This is a genomic window from Pseudomonas alliivorans (assembly GCF_017826695.1).
GTDB lineage: Bacteria > Pseudomonadota > Gammaproteobacteria > Pseudomonadales > Pseudomonadaceae > Aquipseudomonas > Aquipseudomonas alliivorans.
In genome coordinates this window covers 308,836-332,388 of sequence record NZ_JAFFZW010000003.1, presented here as the reverse complement: position 1 = coordinate 332,388, position 23,553 = coordinate 308,836, and the positions used below count along the sequence as shown (strand labels likewise).

The 23,553-nt window shown below is 60.4% G+C and carries 18 protein-coding genes; 7 read left to right on the top strand and 11 right to left on the bottom strand.

Annotated features, from left to right (window positions below; all coding sequences use genetic code 11):
* Positions 1-25: 25 nt before the first annotated feature.
* From JTJ32_RS10660 to JTJ32_RS10645, 4 genes are read left to right on the top strand one after another with little or no spacing between them, the layout of a single operon-like run.
* Positions 26-1,912, top strand: a complete 1,887-nt coding sequence (locus tag JTJ32_RS10660; RefSeq protein ID WP_099228801.1) for an extracellular solute-binding protein — start codon at positions 26-28, stop codon at positions 1,910-1,912.
* 1 nt (position 1,913) lies between these two features.
* Entirely contained in the window at positions 1,914-2,981 is a 1,068-nt protein-coding gene (locus tag JTJ32_RS10655; protein WP_099228802.1) for a microcin C ABC transporter permease YejB, read from the top strand.
* On the top strand, positions 2,981-4,003 hold the full coding sequence (locus JTJ32_RS10650; RefSeq protein ID WP_099228803.1) for an ABC transporter permease: 1,023 nt from the start codon (positions 2,981-2,983) through the stop codon (positions 4,001-4,003). Before JTJ32_RS10655 ends, JTJ32_RS10650 begins: the two co-directional genes overlap by 1 nt.
* A 1-nt stretch (position 4,004) precedes the next feature.
* Positions 4,005-5,588, top strand: a complete 1,584-nt coding sequence (locus tag JTJ32_RS10645) for an ABC transporter ATP-binding protein (protein WP_210041974.1) — start codon at positions 4,005-4,007, stop codon at positions 5,586-5,588.
* Positions 5,589-5,697: 109 nt separating this feature from the next.
* Here JTJ32_RS10645 and JTJ32_RS10640 read toward each other — a convergent pair whose 3' ends face one another.
* A complete protein-coding gene (locus JTJ32_RS10640) occupies positions 5,698-6,135 on the bottom strand; it encodes a DUF4399 domain-containing protein (protein ID WP_210041973.1) in 438 nt (145 codons plus the stop codon).
* Between the two features lie 126 nt (positions 6,136-6,261).
* Positions 6,262-6,897, bottom strand: a complete 636-nt coding sequence (locus JTJ32_RS10635; protein ID WP_180274360.1) for a 2OG-Fe(II) oxygenase — start codon at positions 6,895-6,897, stop codon at positions 6,262-6,264.
* Between the two features lie 141 nt (positions 6,898-7,038).
* Between JTJ32_RS10635 and JTJ32_RS10630 the strand changes: the two genes are divergently transcribed.
* Positions 7,039-7,797 carry a DUF2059 domain-containing protein gene (locus JTJ32_RS10630; RefSeq protein ID WP_099228807.1) on the top strand — a complete coding sequence of 253 codons (759 nt, stop codon included), beginning with the start codon at positions 7,039-7,041 and terminating at the stop codon, positions 7,795-7,797.
* Positions 7,798-7,875: 78 nt separating this feature from the next.
* On the opposite strand, the gene JTJ32_RS10625 is transcribed toward JTJ32_RS10630, so the two are convergent.
* A complete protein-coding gene (locus JTJ32_RS10625) occupies positions 7,876-8,817 on the bottom strand; it encodes a phospholipase BipL (protein WP_210041972.1) in 942 nt (313 codons plus the stop codon).
* Between the two features lie 207 nt (positions 8,818-9,024).
* Between JTJ32_RS10625 and JTJ32_RS10620 the strand changes: the two genes are divergently transcribed.
* Positions 9,025-11,412, top strand: a complete 2,388-nt coding sequence (locus tag JTJ32_RS10620) for a penicillin acylase family protein (RefSeq protein ID WP_210041971.1) — start codon at positions 9,025-9,027, stop codon at positions 11,410-11,412.
* A gap of 242 nt (positions 11,413-11,654) precedes the next feature.
* On the opposite strand, the gene JTJ32_RS10615 is transcribed toward JTJ32_RS10620, so the two are convergent.
* The 7 genes from JTJ32_RS10615 to JTJ32_RS10585 all read right to left on the bottom strand — a co-directional run bounded on the left by JTJ32_RS10615 (position 11,655) and on the right by JTJ32_RS10585 (position 19,963).
* Positions 11,655-12,536, bottom strand: a complete 882-nt coding sequence (locus JTJ32_RS10615) for an ABC transporter permease subunit (protein ID WP_099228811.1) — start codon at positions 12,534-12,536, stop codon at positions 11,655-11,657.
* On the bottom strand, positions 12,533-13,453 hold the full coding sequence (locus tag JTJ32_RS10610) for an ABC transporter permease subunit (protein WP_099228812.1): 921 nt from the start codon (positions 13,451-13,453) through the stop codon (positions 12,533-12,535). Before JTJ32_RS10610 ends, JTJ32_RS10615 begins: the two co-directional genes overlap by 4 nt.
* Positions 13,450-14,592, bottom strand: coding sequence for a polyamine ABC transporter ATP-binding protein (gene potA, locus JTJ32_RS10605; RefSeq protein WP_099228813.1), 1,143 nt, complete (start codon positions 14,590-14,592; stop codon positions 13,450-13,452). Before potA ends, JTJ32_RS10610 begins: the two co-directional genes overlap by 4 nt.
* 56 nt (positions 14,593-14,648) lie before the next feature.
* Positions 14,649-15,743, bottom strand: a complete 1,095-nt coding sequence (locus tag JTJ32_RS10600; protein ID WP_099228814.1) for a polyamine ABC transporter substrate-binding protein — start codon at positions 15,741-15,743, stop codon at positions 14,649-14,651.
* Between the two features lie 171 nt (positions 15,744-15,914).
* Complete coding sequence (locus JTJ32_RS10595; protein WP_004880509.1) at positions 15,915-17,012, bottom strand: polyamine ABC transporter substrate-binding protein; 1,098 nt, start codon at positions 17,010-17,012, stop codon at positions 15,915-15,917.
* A 156-nt stretch (positions 17,013-17,168) separates the two neighbouring features.
* Entirely contained in the window at positions 17,169-18,536 is a 1,368-nt protein-coding gene (locus JTJ32_RS10590) for an aspartate aminotransferase family protein (RefSeq protein WP_099228815.1), read from the bottom strand.
* Between the two features lie 68 nt (positions 18,537-18,604).
* Positions 18,605-19,963 (bottom strand): glutamine synthetase family protein, encoded by a 1,359-nt coding sequence (locus JTJ32_RS10585; RefSeq protein ID WP_184322344.1) that lies wholly within the window; start codon positions 19,961-19,963, stop codon positions 18,605-18,607.
* Positions 19,964-20,556: 593 nt separating this feature from the next.
* On the opposite strand from JTJ32_RS10585, the gene JTJ32_RS10580 reads away from it, so the two are divergent.
* A complete protein-coding gene (locus tag JTJ32_RS10580) occupies positions 20,557-21,933 on the top strand; it encodes a glutamine synthetase family protein (protein WP_029243588.1) in 1,377 nt (458 codons plus the stop codon).
* 83 nt (positions 21,934-22,016) lie between these two features.
* Here the strand turns inward: JTJ32_RS10580 and JTJ32_RS10575 are convergent, their stop codons facing one another.
* Entirely contained in the window at positions 22,017-23,474 is a 1,458-nt protein-coding gene (locus JTJ32_RS10575; protein WP_210041970.1) for an NAD-dependent succinate-semialdehyde dehydrogenase, read from the bottom strand.
* Between the last annotated feature and the right edge of the window lie 79 nt (positions 23,475-23,553).

Genomic DNA, 23,553 nt, shown 5'->3' with positions numbered 1-23,553 from the left:
TCGTGCGTACGAGGATAGCCCCATCATGTCGCGTCAAATCCGTTCTCTGCGACGCCTGCTGCTGGGTGTTGCGGTGTTGTGCACCTGCTGGCAGGTTGCGCTGGCCACACCGACGCATGCCTTGACTGTTTATGGCGAGGCGCCCAAATACCCGGCCGGCTTCAAGCACTTCGATTACGTCAATCCGGACGCCCCCAAGGGCGGATCGCTGACCCGGTCAGCCGAAGAAATCGGTCAGTTCAACTACCTCAATCCCTATGTCGATCAAGGCATCGGGGTCGTCCAGGTCGACACTTGGGTCTACTCGCCGCTGGCCTATCGCTCGCTCGACGAGCCTTACACTGTCTACGGGCTGATCGCTGAAAAAATGGAAGTGGACCCGGACGGTCTGTGGGTCCGGTTTTACCTCAACCCCAAGGCGCGCTTCGACGACGGCCAGCCGGTCACAGCCGAAGACGTGCGCTACACCTACGAGTTGATGACCACCAAGGCCAGCTTCAGCTATCGCCCGATGTTCGCCGACGTGAAGGACGTGACCCTCGAAGGGCCGCTGCAGATTCGTTTCGACTTCAAGAACAACCTCAACCGCATGTTGGCCCTCGACATCGCCAGCCTGCACATTTTGCCGAAGCACTGGTGGAAGAGCCGGGACTTCGCCAACGGCGGCGGTTTCGAGCCGCCGCTGGGCAACGGGCCGTACCGGGTCGCCAAGGTCGACGCCGGACGCAGCGTGGTCTTCGAACGGGTCAAGGACTGGTGGGGCAAGGACCTGCCGGTCAGCCGTGGCCTGTACAACTTCGACACCCTGACCGTGAATTTCTACGGCGACACGGAAATCGCCCGGCAACTGCTGCAGGCCGGCGCGTTCGACTACAACCGGGAGTTTTCTTCGGCGGGTTTTACCGTGGGTTACAGCGGCCCGGCCATCGACGACGGGCGGTTGCAGAAGAATATCCTGGCCACCCAGCGCCCCGTAGCCGCGCAGGGTTTTGTGTTCAACCTGGACAACCCGATCTTCAAGGACCGCCGCGTGCGGCAGGCGCTGTCGATGCTGTGGGACTTCGACTGGATCAATCGCCGGGTGATGCGCAATTTCTACCTGCGCCAACAGAGCTACTTTCCAAAAAGCGAAATGGCCGCCACCCAATTACCGGACGAAGCCGAGCTGAAGATTCTTGAACCGTTGCGTGGGCAGGTGCCGGACGAGGTGTTCACTCAGGTCTACCAGCCGCCCAAGACCGATGGCAGCGGCTACATCCGCGACAAGCAGGTGCAGGCGCTCAAGCTGCTGGCCGAAGCGGGATGGCACCCGAAGAACAACAAACTGGTCAACGCCGCAGGCGAGCCGATGGTGTTCAGTTTTCTCGACGGCCAAGGCGGTTTTGATCGCCTGATCCTGCCGTTCAAACGCACGCTGGCACAGATCGGGATCACACTGGATTTCCTGCGCATCGACTCGGCGCAGTACATCAATCGGCTCAACGCAAGGGACTACGACATGATCGTGGTCACCTTTCCCAAAAGCGGCAATCCGCTGATCTCGCCGGGTCGAGACCTGTACAACCTGTACGGCTCGCAAAGCGCCACGGAAGTTGGCAGTTCCAACGCCATGGTGTTGCGCAACCCGGCCGTGGACACGCTGATCGACGGGCTGGTAGCGGCCAACAGCCGCAACGACATGGTGCATTACGCCCGAGCGCTGGATCGCGTGTTGCAGTGGGGTTACTACATGATCCCCAACTACTTCTCCAAGGGCACGCCGCTGGTCTACGCCAACCGATTCGGCAGGCCCGACACCGCGCCCGTCTATGACGTTGGCCTGGAAACCTGGTGGCAGATCAGCCCGACCGCGCTGACCAACGCCCAGGCCGCTGCGCTCGGCAGCAAGACCACCGCTGCAAAGGAGCATTGAGATGCTGGCTTACGTAATCCGACGCCTGCTACTGATCATTCCTACGCTGCTGGCCATTCTGATTGTGAATTTTCTGATCGTGCAGGCCGCCCCCGGCGGGCCGGTGGAACAGGCCATCGCACGCATCCAGGGTTTCAGCCCCAATGGCGTGGGCGGCGGCGGTGGCGAAGTGGCGTCCAGCGGCACCGCCAGCCGCAGCACGCGCGGTCTGGACCCGGCACTGATCGAGTCGATCAAGGAGCATTACGGTTTCGATAAGCCGATGCACGAACGCCTGTGGTTGATGCTCAAGAACTACGCGCAACTGGACTTCGGCAACAGCTTCTTTCGTGGCGCGCCGGTGACCGAGTTGATCGCGCAGAAACTGCCGGTGTCGCTGTCGCTCGGGCTGTGGGCCACCTTGATCACCTACCTGATCTCCATTCCGCTGGGTATCCGCAAGGCAGTACGGCACGGCAGCGCATTCGATGTGTGGAGCAGCACGCTGGTGATCGTCGGCTACGCCACGCCTGCGTTTCTGTTCGCGATTCTGCTGATCGTGGTGTTCGCCGGCGGCAGCTATCTGAGCTGGTTTCCGGCGCAGGGCCTGTTCTCGGAAAACTTCGACAGCCTCGGTACCTGGGGCAAGGTGAAGGACTATCTGTGGCACCTGGTGCTGCCAGTCACGTCGCTGGTGATCGGCGGCTTCGCGACACTGACCATCCTGACCAAGAACAGCTTTCTCAACGAGATCAGCCGCCAGTACGTGGTCACGGCGCGGGCCAAGGGCCTGACGGAACACCGCGTGCTGTACGGCCATGTGTTCCGCAACGCCATGCTGCTGGTGATCGCCGGTATTCCGCAGGCGCTGATCGAGGTGTTCTTCGCCGGTTCGCTGCTGATCGAAACCATTTTCGGCCTCGACGGGCTGGGGCGCATGAGCTACGAGGCGGCGGTGTCGCGGGACTATCCCGTGGTGTTCGGCACGTTGTTTCTGTTCACCCTGTTCGGCCTGCTGATCAAACTGGTGGGCGACCTGTGTTACATGCTGGTCGATCCGCGCATCGATTTTTCCGCGAGGAGCGCCTGATGTTCGAGTTCTCTCCCCAGAGCCAGCGACGCATGGCGCTGTTCAAGGCCAACCGGCGCGGCTGGTGGTCGTTGTGGATCTTCGTCGGACTGATGCTGGTGTGCCTGTGCGGCGAGCTGATCGCCAACGACAAGCCGCTGCTGCTCAGCTACGACAACACGCTGTATTACCCGGCGTTTCACACCTACATGGAAACGGATTTCGGCGGCGAGCTTCCCTTCGAGCCCGATTATTCAAGCGACTATGTGCGCCAGCTGATCGCGGCGAAGAACGGCTGGATGATGTTCGCACCGATCCCGTTCAGTTACGACACCATCAACTACGACCTGGACGCGCCCTCGCCCAGCCCGCCTGACGGCCATAACTGGCTGGGCACCGACGAGCAGGCGCGGGATGTACTGGCGCGGGTGCTGTTCGGGGCGCGGATTTCGATTCTGTTCGCGTTGCTGCTGACCGCGATCAGCACGGTGATCGGAGTCTGTGCCGGAGCGATTCAGGGGTATTACGGCGGCATGACCGACCTGATCGGCCAGCGCATTCAGGAAATCTGGTCGGGCCTGCCGGTGCTGTACTTGCTGATCATTCTGTCGGGCTTCGTGTCGCCGAATTTCTGGTGGCTGCTGGGGATCATGGCGCTGTTCTCATGGCTGTCGCTGGTGGACGTGGTGCGCGCCGAGTTTTTGCGTGGCCGCAATCTGGAATACGTCAAAGCCGCCCGCGCACTGGGTCTGACCGATGCTGCGCTGATGTGGCGACACATTCTGCCCAACGCCATGACCAGCACACTGACTTACCTTCCGTTCATCGTGACAGGCTCCATCGCCACCCTCACCGCGCTGGATTTTCTCGGCTTCGGCATGCCTGCGGGCAGCGCCTCGCTGGGTGAACTGATCGGCGAAGCCAAGCGCAATCTGCAGGCGCCGTGGCTGGGCCTGACGGCCTTCGTCGCACTGGCGCTGATTCTGTCCCTGTTGGTGTTCATCGGCGAAGCCTGCCGTGACGCGTTCGATCCCCGGAGCTGACATGCACGATAACCTGATTGAAATACGCGACCTGCACGTCGCCTTCAACGGCCATGAAGTGGTGCATGGCGTCAGCCTCGACATCCGGCGCGGCGAGTGCCTGGCGCTGGTCGGCGAATCCGGCTCGGGCAAGTCGGTGACCGCGCATTCGATCCTGCGCCTGTTGCCGGGCAAGACGGTCAGCACCCAGGGCTCGATTCGCTATGACGGACTGGATCTGGTCAGCGCCAGCGACAAACAGCTGCGCAGCCTGCGCGGCAATCGGGTGGCGATGATCTTTCAAGAGCCGATGAGCTCGCTGAACCCGCTGCACACGGTCGAGAAACAGATCGGTGAAATCCTCGTCACCCACAAGGGCCTGAAAGGCAAGGCGGCGCGCAATCGCACCCTCGAGCTGCTGGAACTGGTGGGCATCCGGGATCCGCTGTCGCGCCTCAATGCGTATCCGCATCAGCTGTCTGGCGGGCAGCGCCAGCGCATCATGATCGCCATGGCGCTGGCGAACGAGCCTGACCTGTTGATCGCCGACGAACCGACCACGGCGCTGGACGTGACGGTGCAGGTGAAAATCCTCGAACTGCTCAAGTCCCTGCAACAGCGGCTGAACATGTCGCTGTTGCTGATCAGCCATGACCTTAATCTGGTGCGTCGCATTGCGCAGCGGGTCTGCGTGATGCGCGAAGGCGAGATCGTCGAGCAGGCCGACTGCGAGACACTGTTCAATAGCCCGCAGCACCCTTACAGCCAGTTGCTGATCAACGCCGAGCCCGACGGCGAGCCGGTGCCTTCAACGCACAGCAACACGTTGCTGTCGGTGCTGGACCTGAAAGTCTGGTTTCCGTTGGCGAAGTCCTGGTTCAGCCGCGAGCAGCAGTATGTGAAGGCTGTGGATGGCGTGAGTTTCGAACTGCTCAAGGGCAAGACGCTGGGCATCGTCGGCGAATCGGGATCGGGGAAGTCCACGCTGGGCCAGGCCATCCTGCGGCTGGTCGACGCCGAAGGCAGTATCCGTTTCGGCACCAAGGAACTGAGTCTGCACAGCCAGCACCTGATGCGTCCGTTGCGGCGCCAGTTGCAGGTGGTGTTTCAGGACCCGTTCGGCAGCCTGAGTCCGCGCATGACGGTGGCGCAGATCATCGCCGAGGGATTGGTCACTCACAACATCGGCACGCCCAGGGAACGGGAGGAAACGGTGATCAGGGTGCTGGGCGAAGTCGGGCTGGACCCGGCCAGTCGGCATCGTTACCCGCATGAGTTTTCCGGCGGCCAGCGCCAGCGCATTTCCATTGCACGCGCGCTGGTGCTGGAACCGGACCTGATCCTGCTGGACGAGCCGACCTCGGCGCTGGACCGCACCGTGCAGAAACAGATCGTCGCGCTGCTGCGTGATCTGCAGATTCGTCACGGACTGACCTATCTCTTTATCAGCCATGACCTGGCGGTGGTACATGCCCTGGCGCATGACCTGATCGTGATCAAGGACGGCAAGGTGGTCGAACAAGGCCCGTCGCGAGAGATCTTTGCCGCCCCGCAGCAGCCCTACACACAGGAGCTGCTGCGCTCGTCAGGGCTGGTGTTTGGCTGAACGCCAGACCTTCAGGCGGCTGAAACCCGCTTCTGCCCGCAGGGCGTGAGAGTTCTTGCAGTGACGACGGCAGCAATGGGCCGCCTCCCACAACCCGGTGAATTGCGCGTCACTTCACATTGATGGTGATCTTCTTCGACTCGACGCTCGGGTTCAGCGGGATGTGGCTCTTGTCACCGACCAGCAGTTGCAGGGTGTGCTGGCCGGGCGGCAGGTTCACTTCGGTTTCGGTCTGGCCCTTGCCGAAATGACGGATGTTGTCAGTCATAGGCAACGGCGCATCCATCGCGGGCTGGTCTTTCACGTCAATCAGCAGGTGATGGTGCCCGGTTTCTGGAACATCCACACCGGCAGGCGCGACGCCCATGCCTTTGAGGCCGAACTGCACTTTGAAGGGCGAGGTGACGGTCTCACCATCCTTCGGCGAGATGATGTAGACCTCGGCTCCCGCCGCCGATGCAGTGCGCGGGATGTCGGCAGCGCTGACCAGCATCGAAGCGCCCAGCAGAACGCTCGCAACGACAGCCCCAGAAAATAGCGACTTCATGATTTCTCCAGACGTGATCGACGTGATGTCGGGCTGTGCAACGATAGCCCGAGCCACGTGAAAACAGCTGAACGACTTGATGAAACAGTTTTCATGAATCCGGGCGCGGCTGCATTCGGGGCGCGACTACGGAAAAACCTCGTCGCCACGACGCCGGAACCAGCCGGTCAGTGACAGCCTGTCCCGGGTTGCGGGCAGCACTTCATGTGGGATTTCGCCGGAAAGAAACACGACCAGGCAACCGCCCGTAGGCTGCACGTCATACGCAACCTCTCCCTTCAGGTACATGCGCAACTGGCCGCCATGTTCAGGCAGCCAGGCGTTATTGAGGTACAGCACCGCAGACACCATCCGTTTGTCGTCATCGCGGAAACGGTCCACATGACGCAGATAGAAAGCGCCGGGCGGATACTGGGCGAAATGGCTTTCGTAATCCTCAAGCCCCAGAAACAGACCGCGGTTGAGTGCAAGACGCAGACTGTCCATCAGTTCCAGATAGCTGTCGCAGCAGTCTGCCTGACCGGCCTCCAGCCACTGGATGCGGTCGCCGCGAATCCCCTCGCGCACCTCATGCGCAAGCCCCCGGCCTATACCGGCTGGCTCCAGTTCACCTTCGGCAGCACGCTTGCGGCACTCTTGTTCGAGTTCGAGGGTCAGACTGGCGGGCAGGAAAATATTCTGCTGCGACCAGCCGTTTTCGGCCAGGTCGTCGACGATTCGTAGCAGCAGCGGGTGATCGGAGGGTATGCGCATGCGGCGCATCATATCCATAAGCCCTGAAATCCGACAGAGGCGCGTATGTGGTGCGTCATATGCGGTAGATTTCGCTGCGCAAGGGCAGTGATAACTCGACAAGTCCCCGGTAACACCCGGAGAATAGCGACCTGCCGACAGGAGTCCCTAATGCGCCGTTTGTTTGTTTTGTTGTTGATGTTGTGCACTGCGCCTGCCTGGGCGGACAGCTATGACCAGTTGTACAAGGCTGCAGGCTGGCCGGACCAGCGTGCGCACTTCAACGATGCTTTGAAAGCTGCGCAGCAGCGCTACCGGGACAACCTGCCACCTGCGGTTTTTCAGGCGCTGGTCAATAACAGCAATCAACGTTTTGCGCCGCAGGCCATGGATCAGCGTGCCGCACGTCGCCTGCGTGAAAGCCTGAAGGACCCCAATCCCTCGCTGCAATTCTTCCAGTCGCCTCTGGGTCGCAAGATCGTCAATGCCGAACTGACCGCGACCCGCGCCGATCAACTGGCCAAGCACGCCGAAGGGCTGCCACACATCGAAGCCGACGCCACCCGCCAACTGTTGATCGGCCATCTGGCGCAAGCGCTGCCCGCCAAGCAGGCCGGTGCCGAAGTCAGCCTCGCCATCGCCGGTGTGGCCGCCGACAGCTTGAGCCAGATGATTCCTGGCCTGTTGGGCGGCGGTCAGGCGCAAGGCATGCTCGAAGGCCAGCGCGAGCGCCTGATGGCGCAGATCAGTGCCGACCTGAACAACACGTTGCTGTACGTCTATCGCGAGTTGTCCGACCCGGAGCTTGAAGAGTTTTCAACCTTCGCCGAATCGCCGGAAGGTCAGGCGTATTATCAGGCGGCACTCGCCGCGATCCGCGCAGGGCTTGCGGTCGGACAAAGTACGTCGAGTTTGAATCCCGCGCAGTAAGCCTGCGGTCGTTATCAAAGCCTGGCCTGATCACGACTGTGACGCTGGCCGTCGACTGGCCCCCACTCTCCGCAAGCCTTAACGCAGTCGCGCCGCCAGAAAATCGAAGTACCGCGCACGCAGCTCCGGCAGTTCGTTGGCCAGGTGATGGCGAGCGGGGCCGAGCATGAGGATCTGCGGTTCGCTGAATTTGTCCTTCAGAACGTTCAGGTTATGCAGCCAGTCCACCGTCATGTCTGCCTCCCCCTGAATGATCAACGGGCTGCGCTTGCTGCGTGGCGCGCTTTCGATACGCACGATCCATTTCGCCAGCGCACCGACCCAGGCGGTCGGCAGCCGGTTGGGCTGCAACGGGTCGGCCAACAGGAACGGCAGGAAGGCCGGTGCGTTGGAGTTTTCGGTAAAGCGCCGGGCGATGCCGGTCACGAAGGGCTTGAGCAGGTGGTAACTGAGCCGCGACCAGCCCCAGGCACGCGGCCGCACCAGTGGCGACAGGAGAATGACCTGCCCTTGCGCGGGGCTGTCAGTGCCCTGATTGAGCAGATGATCGATTACGATGGCACCGCCGGTGCTCTGGCCGCACAGGTGCCAGGGTTGCGGCAGCCTGAGTGCCTGCGCTTCCAGCAACAGTTGCTGAAGCACGGCCTGATATTCTGCGAAATCGTTGATGCTCGCGCGGCTGCCGCTGGAAAGTCCGTGCCCCGGCAGGTCGCAGGAGATCACCGCAAAACCCTGCCCCAGCGCCCACTCGATCACGTGCCGGTACAGGCCCATATGGTCATAGAAACCGTGGAACAGAAACAGCGTCGCGACGGCGTTTTCAGGCATCCACACCTGCCCGACGATCTCGTATCCCGCGACATCCAGCCGACCCAGCCAGCTGCGAATGACATTCTCCCCGCCCAGCCCGCCAAGGCCATAAAAGCGCTGGTACGCCTGTCCGTCCGGCGAAAGCGGATCGATGATGCCCAGTGGCAACAGGCTGGCGCGCAGATTATCGGGGTCGAACGTAACGGACATGGGTTTTCCAGTTTCGGGCGAGCGCCGCGAGCAGATGATGCAGGGATAGTCTTCTGTCTGCCCAGGCCTGGCAAGCCAGATCGGCTGACACCGTCAAATGTCTTTCACAAAATTCACGCATTGTATCTGCCTGGTATCTTCACTACCCAGCCCTGAGTCAAAACGGTAGCCTTCATCCCCGCAATACGCCACCCATTGAGGACCCGGATGAAACGCAGCCTGATCGTTCTTGCCATCATCATCGCCGTCGTTGCAAGTGGCGCAGGCTGGTATATCCACAGCAAGCAGCCGGTGCGTGACGGCGAAATTGCCCTGAGCCATCTGCAGGCGCCGGTCAGCGTGCGCTACGACGAGCGCGGTGTGCCTCATATACGTGCCGAAAACGAAGCGGACCTTTACCGGACTCTGGGGTATGTACAGGCTCAGGACCGGCTGTTTCAGATGGAGATGATAAGGCGTCTGGCACGTGGCGAGCTGGCCGAGATCCTAGGGCCGAACCTGATCGAGACCGACAAACTGTTCCGCAGCCTGCGCATCCGTGAGCACGCAGCAGCCTATATAGCGCGTCAGGACAGGAACACGCCGATGTGGAAGGCCCTGGAAGCCTACATCGACGGCATTAACCAGTATCAGGACACCCATGCAAGACCGATGGAGTCCGACGCACTGGGCATCCCCAAGCGGCCTTTCAGCGCGGAAGACACCCTCAGTATCGGCGGCTATCTGGCCTACAGCTTTGCCTCGGCACTGCGCACCGAGCCTTTGATGACTTATGTACGCGACCAGCTGGGGTCGCAGTACCTGAAGGTGTTCGATCTGGACTGGCACCCGGACGGCGTACTGGGCCAGAAACCCGCGCTAACCGGTGCGGACTGGAAAGGCCTCGGCGCGCTGGCGAAGCTGAGCAACGAAGCGTTCGAACAGGCCGGTCTGCCGCAGTTCGAAGGCAGCAATGCCTGGGCGATTTCCGGCAGCCGCACGCAAAGCGGTAAACCCATTCTGGCGGGCGACCCGCACATTCGCTTCTCGGTGCCTGCGGCCTGGTACGAAGCGCAACTGTCGGCCCCGGGTTTTGAACTGTACGGGCATTTTCAGCCGCTGAACCCGTTTGCGTTTCTGGGCCACAACATGAACTTCGGCTGGAGCCTGACCATGTTCCAGAACGACGACATGGACTTGATTGCCGAAAAGACCAATCCCGAAAACCCCAATCAGGTCTGGTATCACAATCAGTGGGTCGAGATGACTCGCACCGAGCAGCAGATTGCGGTCAAGGGCGAAGCGCCTGTCACGCTGAGCCTTCTGGAATCGCCTCATGGGCCTATCGTCAACGACGCGATGGGCAAAAATGCAGGAAAAGTGCCCATCGCCATGTGGTGGTCGTTCCTGGTCTCTGAAAACCCGGTGCTGGATGGTTTTTACGAAGCCAACCGAGCCGATACACGCGAAAAGATGCGCAATGCGGCCGCAAAGATCCAGGCGCCCGGCCTGAACATCGTCTGGGCCAACGCCAAGGGTGACATCGGCTGGTGGGCAACGGCGCAATTGCCGATCCGCCCGGAAGGCGTCAACCCGACCTACATCCTTGATGGCAGCACGGCGCAGGCCGACAAGCTGGGTTTCTATCCCTTCAGCGCCAACCCGCAGGAAGAGAATCCGGCACGTGGCTACATCGTGTCTGCCAACTTCCAGCCGCTCTCGCCTACCGGTATGCAGATTCCGGGTTACTACAACCCTCCGGAGCGCGGCCAGCAGCTTGATCGTCAGTTGAGCGACGCTTCGGTCAAGTGGGACCTGGAGGCCAGCAAGCAGCTGCAACTGGGCACACGGACCGACTACGCGCCGAGCATCCTCCGACCGCTGATTCCGGTGCTGCGCAGCGTGGTCAGCGACCCCGAAGAACGGGCACTGGTGGAACGGATGGCCAGCTGGAACGGTGAATATTCGCTGGATTCGGTCGGTGCAACGCTGTTCAACCAGTTCCTGTTCGACATCACCGAAGAAACCTTCCACGACGAACTGGGCGATGACCTGTTCCAGACGCTGTTGACAACACGGTCGCTGGACATGGCCCTGCCGCGCCTGGCCGCCGATGCCGATTCGCCCTGGTGGAACAACCGCAACTCGCCTCACGAGGAAAGCCGCGCCAATACCGTCAAGGTGGCTTGGCGCGCCAGCGTTTCGCACCTCAAATCCCTGTACGGCAACAACCCGGACGAATGGGTCTGGGGCAGAGCGCATACCCTGACCCAAGGCCATCCGCTGGGCTCGCAGAAGCCACTGGATAAAGTCCTGAACGTCGGCCCTTATCCCGCGCCGGGTACGCATGAGGTGCCGAACAACCTGTCATCCAGCATTCGTCCTGCACCCTGGCCCGTGAACTACGGCCCCTCGACCCGCCGCCTGATCGACTTCGCCGCCCCCGCCGACAGCATGGGCATTAACCCCGTCGGTCAGAGCGGCGTGCCGTTCGACAAGCACTACTCGGATCAGGCCAAGGCCTACATCAACGGCGAATACATGAAGCAGCACTTCAGCGAACAGGACGTGGCCGAGCATACCGAAGGGGTGTTAAGGCTTGTGCCGGAGCGGTGACAGAAGACCCTGACCGCGTACATGACGCCGAGCGTCTTCAGAGGCGTTTTCACGCTGAAGCGTGGCGCCGATCATGGTCAACAACATGCGCTGACTGACTGGACGCCAGTTTGTGGGAGGCGGCTTGCCGGCGACTCGGTTTCCCAGGCACTGACCTGTGACTGAAATGATCCCATCGCCGGCAAGCCGCCTCCCATGAGTCCCTTATTGCCGCGAGACAGGGCAGACAGCAGCCTTGCCCATCACGCCGCCGGAGCGCGGCGTGGGTCGGGTTGTTTCCAGGCGTCGGCAGCACTTTCCTCGATGGCTTGCTGGATCGCGCGTTTGCGGTTGTTTTCCGCGCGGCGTGTGAAGAACCAGACCAGAAAGGTCGCCAGCGACACGGCCAGCAGAATCAGGCTCGCCACCGCATTGATCTCGGGCTTGACGCCCAGTCGCACGGCCGAGAACACTTCCATCGGCAGGGTCGTCGAGCCAGGACCGGAGACGAAGCTGGCCAGCACCAGGTCGTCCAGCGACAGCGCAAACGACATCATGCCGCCCGCCGCCAGCGATGGCGCGATCATCGGGATGGTGATCAGGAAGAAGACTTTCCAGGGACGCGCACCCAGATCCATCGCCGCCTCTTCGATCGACAGGTCCAGCTCGCGCAGGCGCGCCGACACCACCACCGCCACGTAGGCCGCACAGAACGTGGTGTGCGCGATCCAGATGGTCACGATGCCGCGTTCCTGCGGCCAGCCGATCAACTGCGCCATCGCCACGAACAGCAGCAACAACGACAGACCGGTGATCACTTCCGGCATCACCAGCGGCGCCGTGACCAGCCCGCCGAAGAAGGTCCGGCCCTTGAAACGTGTGATGCGGGTGAGCACGAACGCTGCCATCGTGCCCAGCGCCACCGCCGCGATGGCGGTGTAGCAGGCGATTTCCAGCGAGCGCATCACCGAGCCCATCAGCTGCGAGTTGTCCAGCAGGCCCACGTACCACTTCACCGACCAGCCGCCCCAGACGGTCACTAGTTGCGAAGCGTTGAACGAGTAGATGACCAGAATGACCATCGGTGCATAGATGAACAGCAGGCCGAGTATCAACACCAGGTTCGAGAATCGAAAGGTCTTCATGCCTTGCCCTCCAGTTCTTTGGCCTGACTGCGGTTGAACAGGATGATCGGCACAATGAGCACCAGCAGCATGATGACCGCCAGCGCCGAAGCCACGGGCCAGTCACGGTTGTTGAAGAATTCCTGCCACAGCACACGGCCGATCATCAGGGTTTCCGGTCCGCCCAGCAGTTCGGGGATCACGAACTCGCCGACTACCGGGATGAAGACCAGCATGCAGCCGGCGATCACGCCGTTCTTGGACAGCGGCACGGTGATTTTCCAGAAACTGTTGAAAGTGCTCGACCCCAGGTCGGACGCGGCTTCCAGCAGGCTGGTGTCGTGCTTCACGAGGTTGGCGTACAGCGGCAGGATCATGAACGGCAGATAGGAATACACCACGCCGATGTACACCGCCAGATTGGTGTTGAGTATCTGCAACGGCTGGTCGATCAGGCCCAGCCACATCAGGAACGCATTGAGCAGGCCGTTGTTGCTGAGAATGCCCATCCAGGCATAGACGCGGATCAGGATCGCGGTCCAGGTCGGCATCATGATCAGCAGTAACAGAACGGTCTGGATGTCCTTGCGCGCATTGGCGATGGCGTAGGCCATCGGGTAGCCGATCAGCAGGCACAGCAGCGTGCTGATGAACGCCATTTTCAGCGAACCCAGGTAGGCCGAAACGTACAGGTCATCGCCGGTCAGCAAGGTGTAATTGGCGAGGTTGAGCACCAACTGCAACTTCTCTTCGGCGTAGCTGAAGATCTCGGTGTACGGCGGGATCGCGACGTCGGCTTCGGCGAAGCTGATCTTGATGACAATCAGAAACGGCAGCGCAAAGAACAGAAACAGCCAGAGGAACGGCACACCGATGACGATCTGTCGGCCGTTGGGCTTGATGCGCTCGAAGGCGCGCTTGATCTTGCGGATTTTCATGAGCGCAGTACCACGCCGCTGTCGTCTTCCCACCACACGTAGACTTCATCGCCCCAGGTCGGACGCGCGCCCTGACGCTCGGCGTTGGCCACAAAGGACTGCACCAGCTTGCCGCCGGGCAATTCAACGTAGAACACCGAATGACCGCCCAGGTAAGCGATGTCGTGGACCTTGCCGCGCGACCAGTTGTACTCGAAGCCCGGCTGCTCGGTGGTGACCAGCAGTTTTTCCGGACGCAGTGCGTAGGTGATGCTCTTGTCTTCCACGGACGTACTCACGCCGTGGCCAACGTAGATATTGCGCTCCAGCTCCGGGCTGCGGATCAGCGCGTGGCCTTCCATGTCCTCGATCACTTCGCCTTCGAACAGGTTGACGCTGCCGATGAATTCACACACCAGACGGCTGGTCGGGGTCTCGTAGATGTCGATCGGGCTGCCGATCTGGGCGATCCAGCCCAGGTGCATGATCGCGATACGCTCGGCCATGGTCATGGCCTCTTCCTGATCGTGGGTCACCATCACGCAGGTCACGCCCACGCGCTCGATGATTTCCACCAGCTCCAGTTGCATCTGCGAACGCAGTTTCTTGTCCAGCGCGCCCATGGGCTCGTCGAGCAGCAGCAGCTTGGGCTTCTTGGCCAGCGAGCGGGCCAGGGCCACACGCTGACGCTGACCACCGGAAAGCTGATGCGGCTTGCGCTTGGCGTACTGGGTCATCTGCACCAGCTTGAGCATTTCGGCCACGCGGGCGTCGATCTCCGACTTGGCCAGTTTGTCCTGCTTGAGGCCGAAGGCGATGTTGTCGGCCACGGTCATGTGCGGAAACAGCGCGTAGGACTGGAACATCATGTTGATCGGACGTTCGTACGGCGGCATGTCGGTGATGTCGACGCCGTCGAGGTAGATACGACCCTCGGTTGGACGTTCGAAGCCTGCCAGCATGCGCAGCAGTGTGGACTTGCCGGAGCCCGATCCGCCGAGCAGGGCGAAGATCTCACCCTTGTTGATTTGCAGGGACACGTCGTCCACAGCAATCGTCTCGTCGAATTTTTTCGTGACGCGATCGATCTTGACCAGCACCTGTTTGGGTTGCTGACCGCCTTCGAGGGCTTTCTTGTAGGCGCCGGAGGCAACTGCCATGGGTGAAACTCCCAACATGATAGGCAGCCCGGCCAAAACGGCCGGGCGCTGGATTGTTATTTGCCCGACTTGACCTTGGTCCAGCTGCGGGTCATCAGACGTTGCACCTTGGGTGGCAACTCGCTGTTCACGAACAGCCGGTCCAGCACTTCCTGAGGCGGGTAAACCGCTTCGTCGGTGCGGATCGCCTGATCCATGAACTCACCCGAGGCCGGGGTGGGATTGGCGTAGCCGACTTCATCGCTGACCTGAGCGATCACCTTGGGGTCGAGCAGGTAGTTGATGAAGGCGCTGGCGGCCTTGACGTTTTTCGAGTCAGCCGGAATCGCCAGCATGTCGAACCACAGGTTGCCGCCCTCTTTCGGGATGCTGTACGCAAGCTTCACGCCTTTGCCTGCTTCTTCGGCGCGGGCCTTGGCCTGGAACACATCGCCCGAGAAACCGGCCGCGACACAGATGTCGCCGTTGGCCAGGTCTGTGATGTATTTGGAGGAATGGAAGTAAGTCACGTAAGGACGAATCGCCATGAGTTTGGCTTCGGCCTTCTTGTAGTCGGCTTCCTTGGTGCTGTTGGGATCAAGCCCGAGGTAGTTGAGCATGGCTGGCAGCATTTCGTCCGCAGAGTCGAGGAACGCTACGCCACAGCTGGACAGCTTTTTGATGTTTTCAGGCTCGAACAGCACCGACCAGGAATCGATCTTGTCGACGCCCAGCGCCGCTTTGACCTTCTCGACGTTGTAACCGATGCCGTTGGTGCCCCACAGGTAAGGCACGGCGTACTGATTGCCGGGATCGTTCTTCTCCAGACGCTTGAGCAGCGCCGGGTCGAGGTTCTTGTAGTTGGGCAGCAGCGACTTGTCGAGTTTCTGGAACGCGCCCGCCTTGATCTGCTTGCCGAGGAAATGGTTGGACGGCACCACCACGTCATAGCCGGTGCGACCGGCCAGCAGCTTGGCTTCCAGGGTTTCGTTGGAGTCGAACACGTCGTACATCGGCTTGATGCCGGTCGCCGCTTCGAAGTCCGCCAGCGTGGTCTTGCCGATGTAATCGGACCAATTATAAATATGCACGGTGGATTCGGCCTGAGCACTGGCTGCCAGTGTCAGCCCGGCAGTCACCAGCAAGGCTTTGGAAAGATTAGAAATAGACACAACATGAATCCTTTTAACAGAGAGGCCTGAAAGCCGGATGGCATCCGGACGACAAAACCGGCGCGCAACTTACCGTCTATGAGTCCAACCAGCAAAGTTTTCGGCAATTTTCCTGTCTGTTGGAAGCTGCGCGCCGAGGGCTACGCAGCTTCCACAGGTTTCATGACAGGCTTATTTACCTGATTTGATCTTGGTCCAGCTGCGGGTCATGATCCGCTGAGTCGCGGCAGGCAGATCTGCGATGGCATACAGTTTGGCCTGTACGTCCGCAGGCGGGTAGACGCCCGGATCGCTGGTGATTGCCTTGTCGACCAGAGGCGTGGCCGCTGCGTTGCCGTTCGGGAAGCGCACCGCGTTGGTGATCTCGGCCATGATTTCCGGCTTCATCAGGAAGGTCATGAACTTGTAGGCGCCTTCGACGTTTTCGGCATCCTTGGGAATGGCGACCATGTCGTAGAAGCTGCCAGCACCTTCCTTCGGAATGTTGTAGGCAACCTTGACCTTGCCGCCCGCTTCTTCAGCACGGGATTTGGCCTGGTAGATATCACCCGAATAGCCCACTGCGACGCAGATGTTGCCGTTGGCCAGGTCCGAGATGTACTTGGACGAGTGGAAGTAGCCGATCGATGGACGGATCTTCATGAACAGCGCTTCGGCTTCAGCCAGTTGCTTCTTGTCCTGCGAGTCGGTCGGGTAACCCAGGTAATGCAGGGCAATCGGCAGCATTTCGGTTGGCGAATCGAGGAAGCTGATGCCGCACGACTTCAGCTTTGCCGCGTTCTCGGGCTTGAACAGCAGGTCCCAGGAATTCACCGGTGCATCGGCGCCCAGCGCAGCCTTGACCTTTTCCGGGTTGATACCAATGCCGATCGAGCCCCACATGTACGGGAAGGCGTGCTTGTTGCCCGGGTCGCTGACCGACACTGCCTTGAGCAGCGATTCGTTCAGGTTCTTCCAGTCAGGCAGCTTGGACTTGTCCAGCTCCTGATAGACGCCAGCCTTGATCTGCTTGGCGAGGAAGTTGTTGGACGGGACAACGATGTCGTAACCGGACTTGCCGGCCAGCAATTTGGCTTCGAGCGTCTCGTTGCTGTCGAAAACGTCGTAGACCACCTTGATGCCCGACTCCTTCTCGAACTTGGCAACGGTGTCCGGCGCGATGTAATCGGACCAGTTATAGACGTGCAGCACTTTGTCATCGGCCTGCGCAGCGGTGGCCACAACGCCCATCATGGACAGGGCGAGAAGGGTCTTGCCAAATTTTTTCATGCGTAGCTCCAATGTTTTTTATCACTGACCGATTAGATTAGCGGCTTGTAGCCATTAGTCTGGCAAGTTCATGGGCAGGCTTTCAAGCCGACACCTGTCGAACACCCTTATTCCACTCAACAAACGCCCATGGCGTGGACCGTCCGCCGCCACGGTTCAGCCCTCCAGTGCCGCCAGGGTCAGGTCCAGGCATTTGCGAGCCTTCTCTACCAGCTCATCAATCTGCTCGAACGTGATCACCAGCGGTGGCGCGATGATCATGGTGTCGCCCACGGCCCGCATGATCAGGCCATTGTCGAAGCAGAAGGTTCGACAGATCATGCCTGCGCCCTTGTCCGTGTATCGCTCGCGCGTCGCTTTGTTCTTCACCAGCTCGATAGCGCCCAGCAGGCCGACGCCACGCACTTCCCCTACCAATGGATGATCACTCAACTCGCGCAGACGCTTTTGCAAATATGGTGCCGTTTCAGACTTGACCCGTTCGACGATCTTTTCTTCGCGCAAAATGCGAATGTTCTCCAGCGCCACGGCAGCGGCCACGGGGTGACCCGAATAGGTGAAACCGTGGTTGAAATCGCCGCCCTCATTGAGTATTGCCACGATTTCATTGCGCACCACCAGACCGCCCATGGGCACGTAGCCTGAGGTCAGCCCCTTGGCGATGGTCATCATGTCCGGCTTGAGGCCGTAGAAATCGCTACCGAACCACTCACTGGTGCGCCCGAAACCACAGATCACTTCGTCGGCGACAAACAGGATGTCGTAGCGCGACAGGATCTCCTTGATCTTCGGCCAGTAAGTGTCAGGTGGCACGATCACGCCACCCGCGCCCTGAATCGGCTCGGCAATGAACGCACCGACGTTATCGACACCCAGCTCCAGAATCTTCTTTTCCAGCTGTTCGGCTGCCCATACGCCGAACTCGTCCGGCGTCATGTCGCCACCCTCGCCAAACCAGTACGGCTGCGGGATATGGGCGATGCCGGGAATCGGCAGATCACCCTGCTCGTGCATGTAGGTCATGCCGCCCAGGCTCGCGCCCGCGACGGTGGAGCCGTGATAACCGTTGATGCGGCTGATAATGGTCTTCTTGTTCGGCTGGCCCTTGAGCGCCCAGTAATGACGAACCATGCGCAGCATGGTGTCATTGCCTTCGGAACCGGAGCCGGTGAAGAACACATGGTTCATGCCTTCAGGCGCAATGTCGGAAATCGCTTTGGCCAGCTCCAGCACCGGCGGGTGGGCGGTCTGGAAAAACAGGTTGTAGTAAGGCAGCTCGCGCATCTGTTTGCTGGCAGCATCGGCCAGTTCCTCGCGGCCATAGCCGATAGCCACGCACCACAGGCCGGACATGCCGTCCAGAATGCGATTGCCTTCGCTGTCCCACAGATAAACGCCGTCAGCGCGGGTAATGATGCGCGGGCCGTTCTCTTTCAGTTGTTTGTAGTCGCTGAACGGTGCCAGGTGATGCTCGCTGCTCAAGGCTTGCCATTCGAGGGTTTGCGGGTTGTGGTTGGCACTCATGCAGCACTTCCTTTTAATCAGGTCAGTAAGCGGGACGTCGCCGTCTCATGCGGCGACGCCCCGCCGGGTCAGACGGCGAACAGCAGGAACTCACGCTCCCAGGAGCTGATCACGCGTTTGAAATTCTCATGCTCGGCACGCTTGACCGCGACGTAGCCAATGATGAATTTCTTGCCCAGGTACTTTTCGATGGTCTTGCTGTTTTCCATCCGCTCCAGCGCATCCTCGATGGTCAGCGGCAGGCGCAGGTTGCGGCGCTCGTAACCGCGCCCCACCACCGGCGCGCTCGGGTTGATACCTTCGACCATGCCGATGAAACCGCACAGCAGGCTGGCGGCAATGGCCAGGTACGGATTGGCGTCAGCGCCCGGCAGGCGGTTTTCCACCCGGCGATTCTGCGGCCCGGCATCCGGCACACGCAGGCCGACAGTACGGTTCTCTTCACCCCATTCCACGTTCACGGGCGCGGAGGTGTCCGGCAGAAAGCGTCGGAACGAGTTAACGTTGGGTGCGAACAGGGGCAGCAGTTCAGGAATGAATTTCTGCAGGCCGCCGACATGGTTGAGGAACAGCTCGCTCATCGTCCCGTCTTCGTTGGAGAAGATGTTCTGGCCGGTCTCGATATCGATGATGCTCTGGTGCAGGTGCATGGCGCTGCCGGGCTCGCCGGTCATGGGCTTGGCCATGAACGTTGCTGCGACGTCATGCTTGAGCGCCGCTTCGCGCATGGTGCGCTTGAACACCAGAATCTGGTCGGCCAGCGACAGTGCGTCGCCATGACGGAAGTTGATCTCCATCTGCGCAGTGCCGTCTTCGTGGATCAGCGTGTCCAGGTCCAGGTTCTGCAGCTCGCACCAGTCGTAGACGTCTTCGAACAGCGGATCGAATTCGTTGGCTGCTTCGATGGAGAATGACTGGCGGCCGGTTTCAGGACGTCCCGAGCGGCCGACCGGAGGCTGCAGCGGATAGTCCGGGTCGTCGCTACGCTTGGTCAGGTAGAACTCCATCTCCGGCGCCACGATAGGCTGCCAGCCTTGGTCAGCATAGAGTTTGAGGACTTTCTTGAGGACGTTGCGCGGCGACAGCTCGATGGGGTTGCCCTGCTTGTCGTAGGTATCGTGAATCACCTGCGCAGTGGGCTCGATGGCCCAAGGCACCAGATACACCGCGTTCTGGTCGGGGCGGCAGATCATGTCGATGTCGGCCGGGTCCAGCAGCTCGTAGTAGATATCGTCTTCTACGTAGTCGCCGGTGACCGTCTGCAACAACACGCTTTCAGGCAGGCGCATGCCTTTTTCAGCGATGAATTTGTTGGTCGGGGAGATCTTGCCGCGGGTGATCCCGGTGAGGTCGGACATCATGCATTCGACTTCGGTGATCTTGTGTTCTTTCAACCAATCGGTGAGCTGGTCGAGGTTGGTACTCATAAATACCTCAGGGTTTTGGTGTCCTGATCGCGATCAGGCGTTTTTTCGACGCATCGGCGTCATGGTGTACAACTCGTTTAAGGAGCCAAGAAGGCGTAAGGTGACACCTGCACGGGCACAATTCCACACAGCCGCCGTCACACTGACGAGGCCGCTATAGTGGTAGTGTCCAGTATTGAGAATGAAACGGGTAACGCGCAATGGCAGTCCGGGTGCCCTCATCATCAGCGATGGCGCACCATGAGCACTGATATCACCGGCATGATGACCGTTCTGCGGATTGGACCTGGTCATGCCGGTCAAGGGAAGGCGCAGCATTGAACCCCCGGTATTATTGCTTTATGGGTTGCGATCGAGCTTAGCCTTGTTCATTTTTTTATACAACAATCCGTTAAAAATAGAAGACAGGCAGTCCTGGCGCATATTCCAAGGCAGCCGAAGGCCCGAAAAAATGCCCCAAATAGCAGCAAAAACGGCTTTTTGGAGCATTTTTAGGGCACATAAAGGCTCTATTGACTTCATCATGGCTTTCGGATTGACTGAGACCCGTAATCATTGATGATTGATATTTTTAACAACAAAGGTGTTGCATCATGTCGGTACCCCCGCGTGCCGTTCAGCTTAATGAAGCGAACGCGTTCCTTAAGGAACATCCTGAGGTTCTGTACGTTGACCTTCTTATTGCAGATATGAATGGTGTGGTGCGTGGCAAACGCATCGAACGCACCAGCCTCCATAAGGTTTACGAGAAAGGCATCAACCTGCCAGCCTCTTTATTTGCTCTGGATATCAATGGCTCTACGGTGGAAAGCACCGGCCTGGGCCTGGACATCGGTGATGCTGACCGAATCTGCTATCCAATCCCCGACACCCTGTGCAACGAGCCGTGGCAAAAGCGCCCTACCGCGCAACTGCTGATGACCATGCACGAACTCGAAGGCGACCCGTTCTTCGCCGACCCGCGTGAGGTGCTGCGCCAGGTCGTCGCCAAGTTCGACGAAATGGGCCTGACCATCTGCGCCGCATTCGAGCTGGAGTTCTACCTGATCGATCAGGAGAACGTGAACGGCCGTCCACAGCCTCCGCGCTCGCCGATCTCCGGCAAACGACCGCATTCGACACAGGTCTACCTGATCGACGACCTCGACGAATACGTCGATTGCCTTCAGGACATTCTGGAAGGTGCGAAAGAGCAGGGCATTCCGGCTGACGCCATCGTCAAGGAAAGCGCCCCGGCCCAGTTCGAAGTGAACCTGCACCACGTGGCCGACGCCATCAAGGCGTGCGACTACGCCGTACTGCTCAAGCGTCTGATCAAGAACATCGCCTACGACCACGAAATGGACACGACCTTCATGGCCAAGCCCTATCCGGGTCAGGCGGGTAATGGTCTGCACGTCCACATCTCGATCCTGGATCGCGATGGCAAGAATATCTTCACCAGCGAGGATCCCGAGCAGAACGCCGCATTACGTCATGCGATCGGCGGTGTGCTCGAGACCCTGCCGGCGCAGATGGCGTTCCTGTGCCCGAACGTCAACTCGTATCGCCGGTTCGGTGCCCAGTTCTACGTGCCCAACTCGCCAACCTGGGGCCTGGACAACCGTACCGTTGCCATTCGGGTTCCCACGGGCACAGCCGATGCCGTGCGTATCGAACACCGCGTGGCCGGTGCCGATGCCAACCCGTACCTGCTCATGGCTTCCGTGCTGGCAGGCGTGCATCACGGCCTCGTCAACAAGATCGAGCCAGGCGCGCCGGTAGAAGGCAACTCCTACGAGCAGCATGAGCAAAGCCTGCCGAACAACCTGCGCGATGCATTGCGTGAGCTGGACGACAGCGCCGTCATGGCCAAGTACATCGACCCGAAATACATCGATATCTTCGTGGCCTGTAAAGAGAGCGAGCTGGAGGAGTTCGAACACTCCATCTCCGACCTTGAGTACAACTGGTATCTGCATACAGTCTGATTGAGGCTGAGCAGTAAAAAACGCCGCAGGCTCTTTGAGCGCTGCGGCGTTTTTCGTGGTGCCTGAAGTTTTTCAGATGCGCCTTACAGCCCGCCGACGTGAAACGCCTTCACTTCCAGGTACTCATCCAGACCATAACTGGAGCCTTCACGGCCGAGACCCGACTGTTTGACGCCGCCGAACGGCGCGACTTCCATCGAAATGATGCCGGTGTTGAGGCCGACCATGCCGAATTCCAGCGCCTCGCCGAAGCGCCATGAGCGACGCAGGTCCTGGGTGAAGTAATACGCGCCCAGGCCGTAAGGCGTGGCGTTGGCCAGTGCCAATGCCTGGGCTTCGTCGGTAAACCGCATCAGCGGTGCGACCGGGCCGAAGGTCTCTTCGTTGGCCAGCAGCATGCCTGCGTGGGTATCGCCCAGCACGGTCGGCTGGACGAACTGGCTGTCGCCGTCCGGTATACCGCCGTACAGCAGTGTTGCCCCCTGGCTCAGGGCGTCGTCGATGTGGCGGGCCACTTTGCTGACGGCCGCCGGGTTGATCAGCGGGCCAATGGTCACGCCGTCTTCCATACCGTTGCCGACCTTGAGCCTGGCGACTTCTTCCACCAGACGTGCGGCGAAACGGTCGTAGATGCCGTCCTGCACCAGAATGCGGTTGGCGCACACGCAGGTCTGTCCGGCGTTGCGAAACTTGCTGAGCATGATGCCGGTAACCGCCTGCTCCAGATCGGCGTCGTCGAACACGATGAACGGGGCATTGCCGCCCAGCTCAAGGCTCAGGCGCTTGATGTGTTCGGCGCTCTGGCGCATCAACAGGCGACCGACCGCAGTCGAGCCGGTGAACGAAATCTTGCGCACCACCGGGTTGCCGGTCAGTTCTTCACCGATGCCGGTTGGCATGCCGGTGATGACGTTGAATACGCCTGCCGGAATGCCCACGCGCTCGGCCAGCACCGCCAGTGCCAGCGCCGACAGTGGCGTGAGGTCCGAGGGTTTGACGATGATCGGGCAGCCCGCCGCCAGGGCTGGCGCGCACTTGCGGGTGATCATTGCGTTGGGGAAATTCCACGGCGTGATGGCGGCGCAAACGCCGACCGGCTGTTTGAGCGTCATCAACCGGCGGTCCGCGCTCGGCGCGGGAATGGTTTCGCCATAAGAGCGGCGCGCTTCTTCGGCGAACCATTTGACGAAGCTGGCGCCATAGCGGATTTCACCGCGGGACTCGTTCAGCGGCTTGCCCTGCTCAAGGGTCATGATCAGCGCCAGGTCTTCGACGTTCTCCAGCATCGCCTGATGCCAGCGCTCCAGCAGACCTGCACGCTCGGCGGCCGGGCGGGCTCGCCAGGCCGGCCATGCGCGCTCGGCGGCTTCGATGGCGCGACGGGTTTCAGCGCCTTGCAGCGCCGGGACCTGTGCGATGACATCGCCGGTAGCCGGGTCGGTAATGTCCAGCGTCGCGCCATCGTCGGCCACGATCCACTGCCCATCGACATAGGCGCGTTCTACCAGCAGGCTGGGGTCTTTCAAATGGTTCTTGAGCATGGTCGGTCGAGTCCTGTTCCGGGATGACTGCCAGTCTAAGCAGCCATCACAGTCCAGGATGCTGAAAGCAGGGAATGCG

Coding starts and splice junctions, on each gene's coding strand:
- JTJ32_RS10660 (WP_099228801.1), top strand. CDS start 26: ATGTCGCGTCAAATCCGTTCTCTGCGACGCCTGCTGCTGGGTGTTGCG.
- JTJ32_RS10655 (WP_099228802.1), top strand. CDS start 1,914: ATGCTGGCTTACGTAATCCGACGCCTGCTACTGATCATTCCTACGCTG.
- JTJ32_RS10650 (WP_099228803.1), top strand. CDS start 2,981: ATGTTCGAGTTCTCTCCCCAGAGCCAGCGACGCATGGCGCTGTTCAAG.
- JTJ32_RS10645 (WP_210041974.1), top strand. CDS start 4,005: ATGCACGATAACCTGATTGAAATACGCGACCTGCACGTCGCCTTCAAC.
- JTJ32_RS10640 (WP_210041973.1), bottom strand. CDS start 6,135: ATGAAGTCGCTATTTTCTGGGGCTGTCGTTGCGAGCGTTCTGCTGGGC.
- JTJ32_RS10635 (WP_180274360.1), bottom strand. CDS start 6,897: ATGCGCCGCATGCGCATACCCTCCGATCACCCGCTGCTGCTACGAATC.
- JTJ32_RS10630 (WP_099228807.1), top strand. CDS start 7,039: ATGCGCCGTTTGTTTGTTTTGTTGTTGATGTTGTGCACTGCGCCTGCC.
- JTJ32_RS10625 (WP_210041972.1), bottom strand. CDS start 8,817: ATGTCCGTTACGTTCGACCCCGATAATCTGCGCGCCAGCCTGTTGCCA.
- JTJ32_RS10620 (WP_210041971.1), top strand. CDS start 9,025: ATGAAACGCAGCCTGATCGTTCTTGCCATCATCATCGCCGTCGTTGCA.
- JTJ32_RS10615 (WP_099228811.1), bottom strand. CDS start 12,536: ATGAAGACCTTTCGATTCTCGAACCTGGTGTTGATACTCGGCCTGCTG.
- JTJ32_RS10610 (WP_099228812.1), bottom strand. CDS start 13,453: ATGAAAATCCGCAAGATCAAGCGCGCCTTCGAGCGCATCAAGCCCAAC.
- potA (WP_099228813.1), bottom strand. CDS start 14,592: ATGGCAGTTGCCTCCGGCGCCTACAAGAAAGCCCTCGAAGGCGGTCAG.
- JTJ32_RS10595 (WP_004880509.1), bottom strand. CDS start 17,012: ATGAAAAAATTTGGCAAGACCCTTCTCGCCCTGTCCATGATGGGCGTT.
- JTJ32_RS10590 (WP_099228815.1), bottom strand. CDS start 18,536: ATGAGTGCCAACCACAACCCGCAAACCCTCGAATGGCAAGCCTTGAGC.
- JTJ32_RS10585 (WP_184322344.1), bottom strand. CDS start 19,963: ATGAGTACCAACCTCGACCAGCTCACCGATTGGTTGAAAGAACACAAG.
- JTJ32_RS10580 (WP_029243588.1), top strand. CDS start 20,557: ATGTCGGTACCCCCGCGTGCCGTTCAGCTTAATGAAGCGAACGCGTTC.
- JTJ32_RS10575 (WP_210041970.1), bottom strand. CDS start 23,474: ATGCTCAAGAACCATTTGAAAGACCCCAGCCTGCTGGTAGAACGCGCC.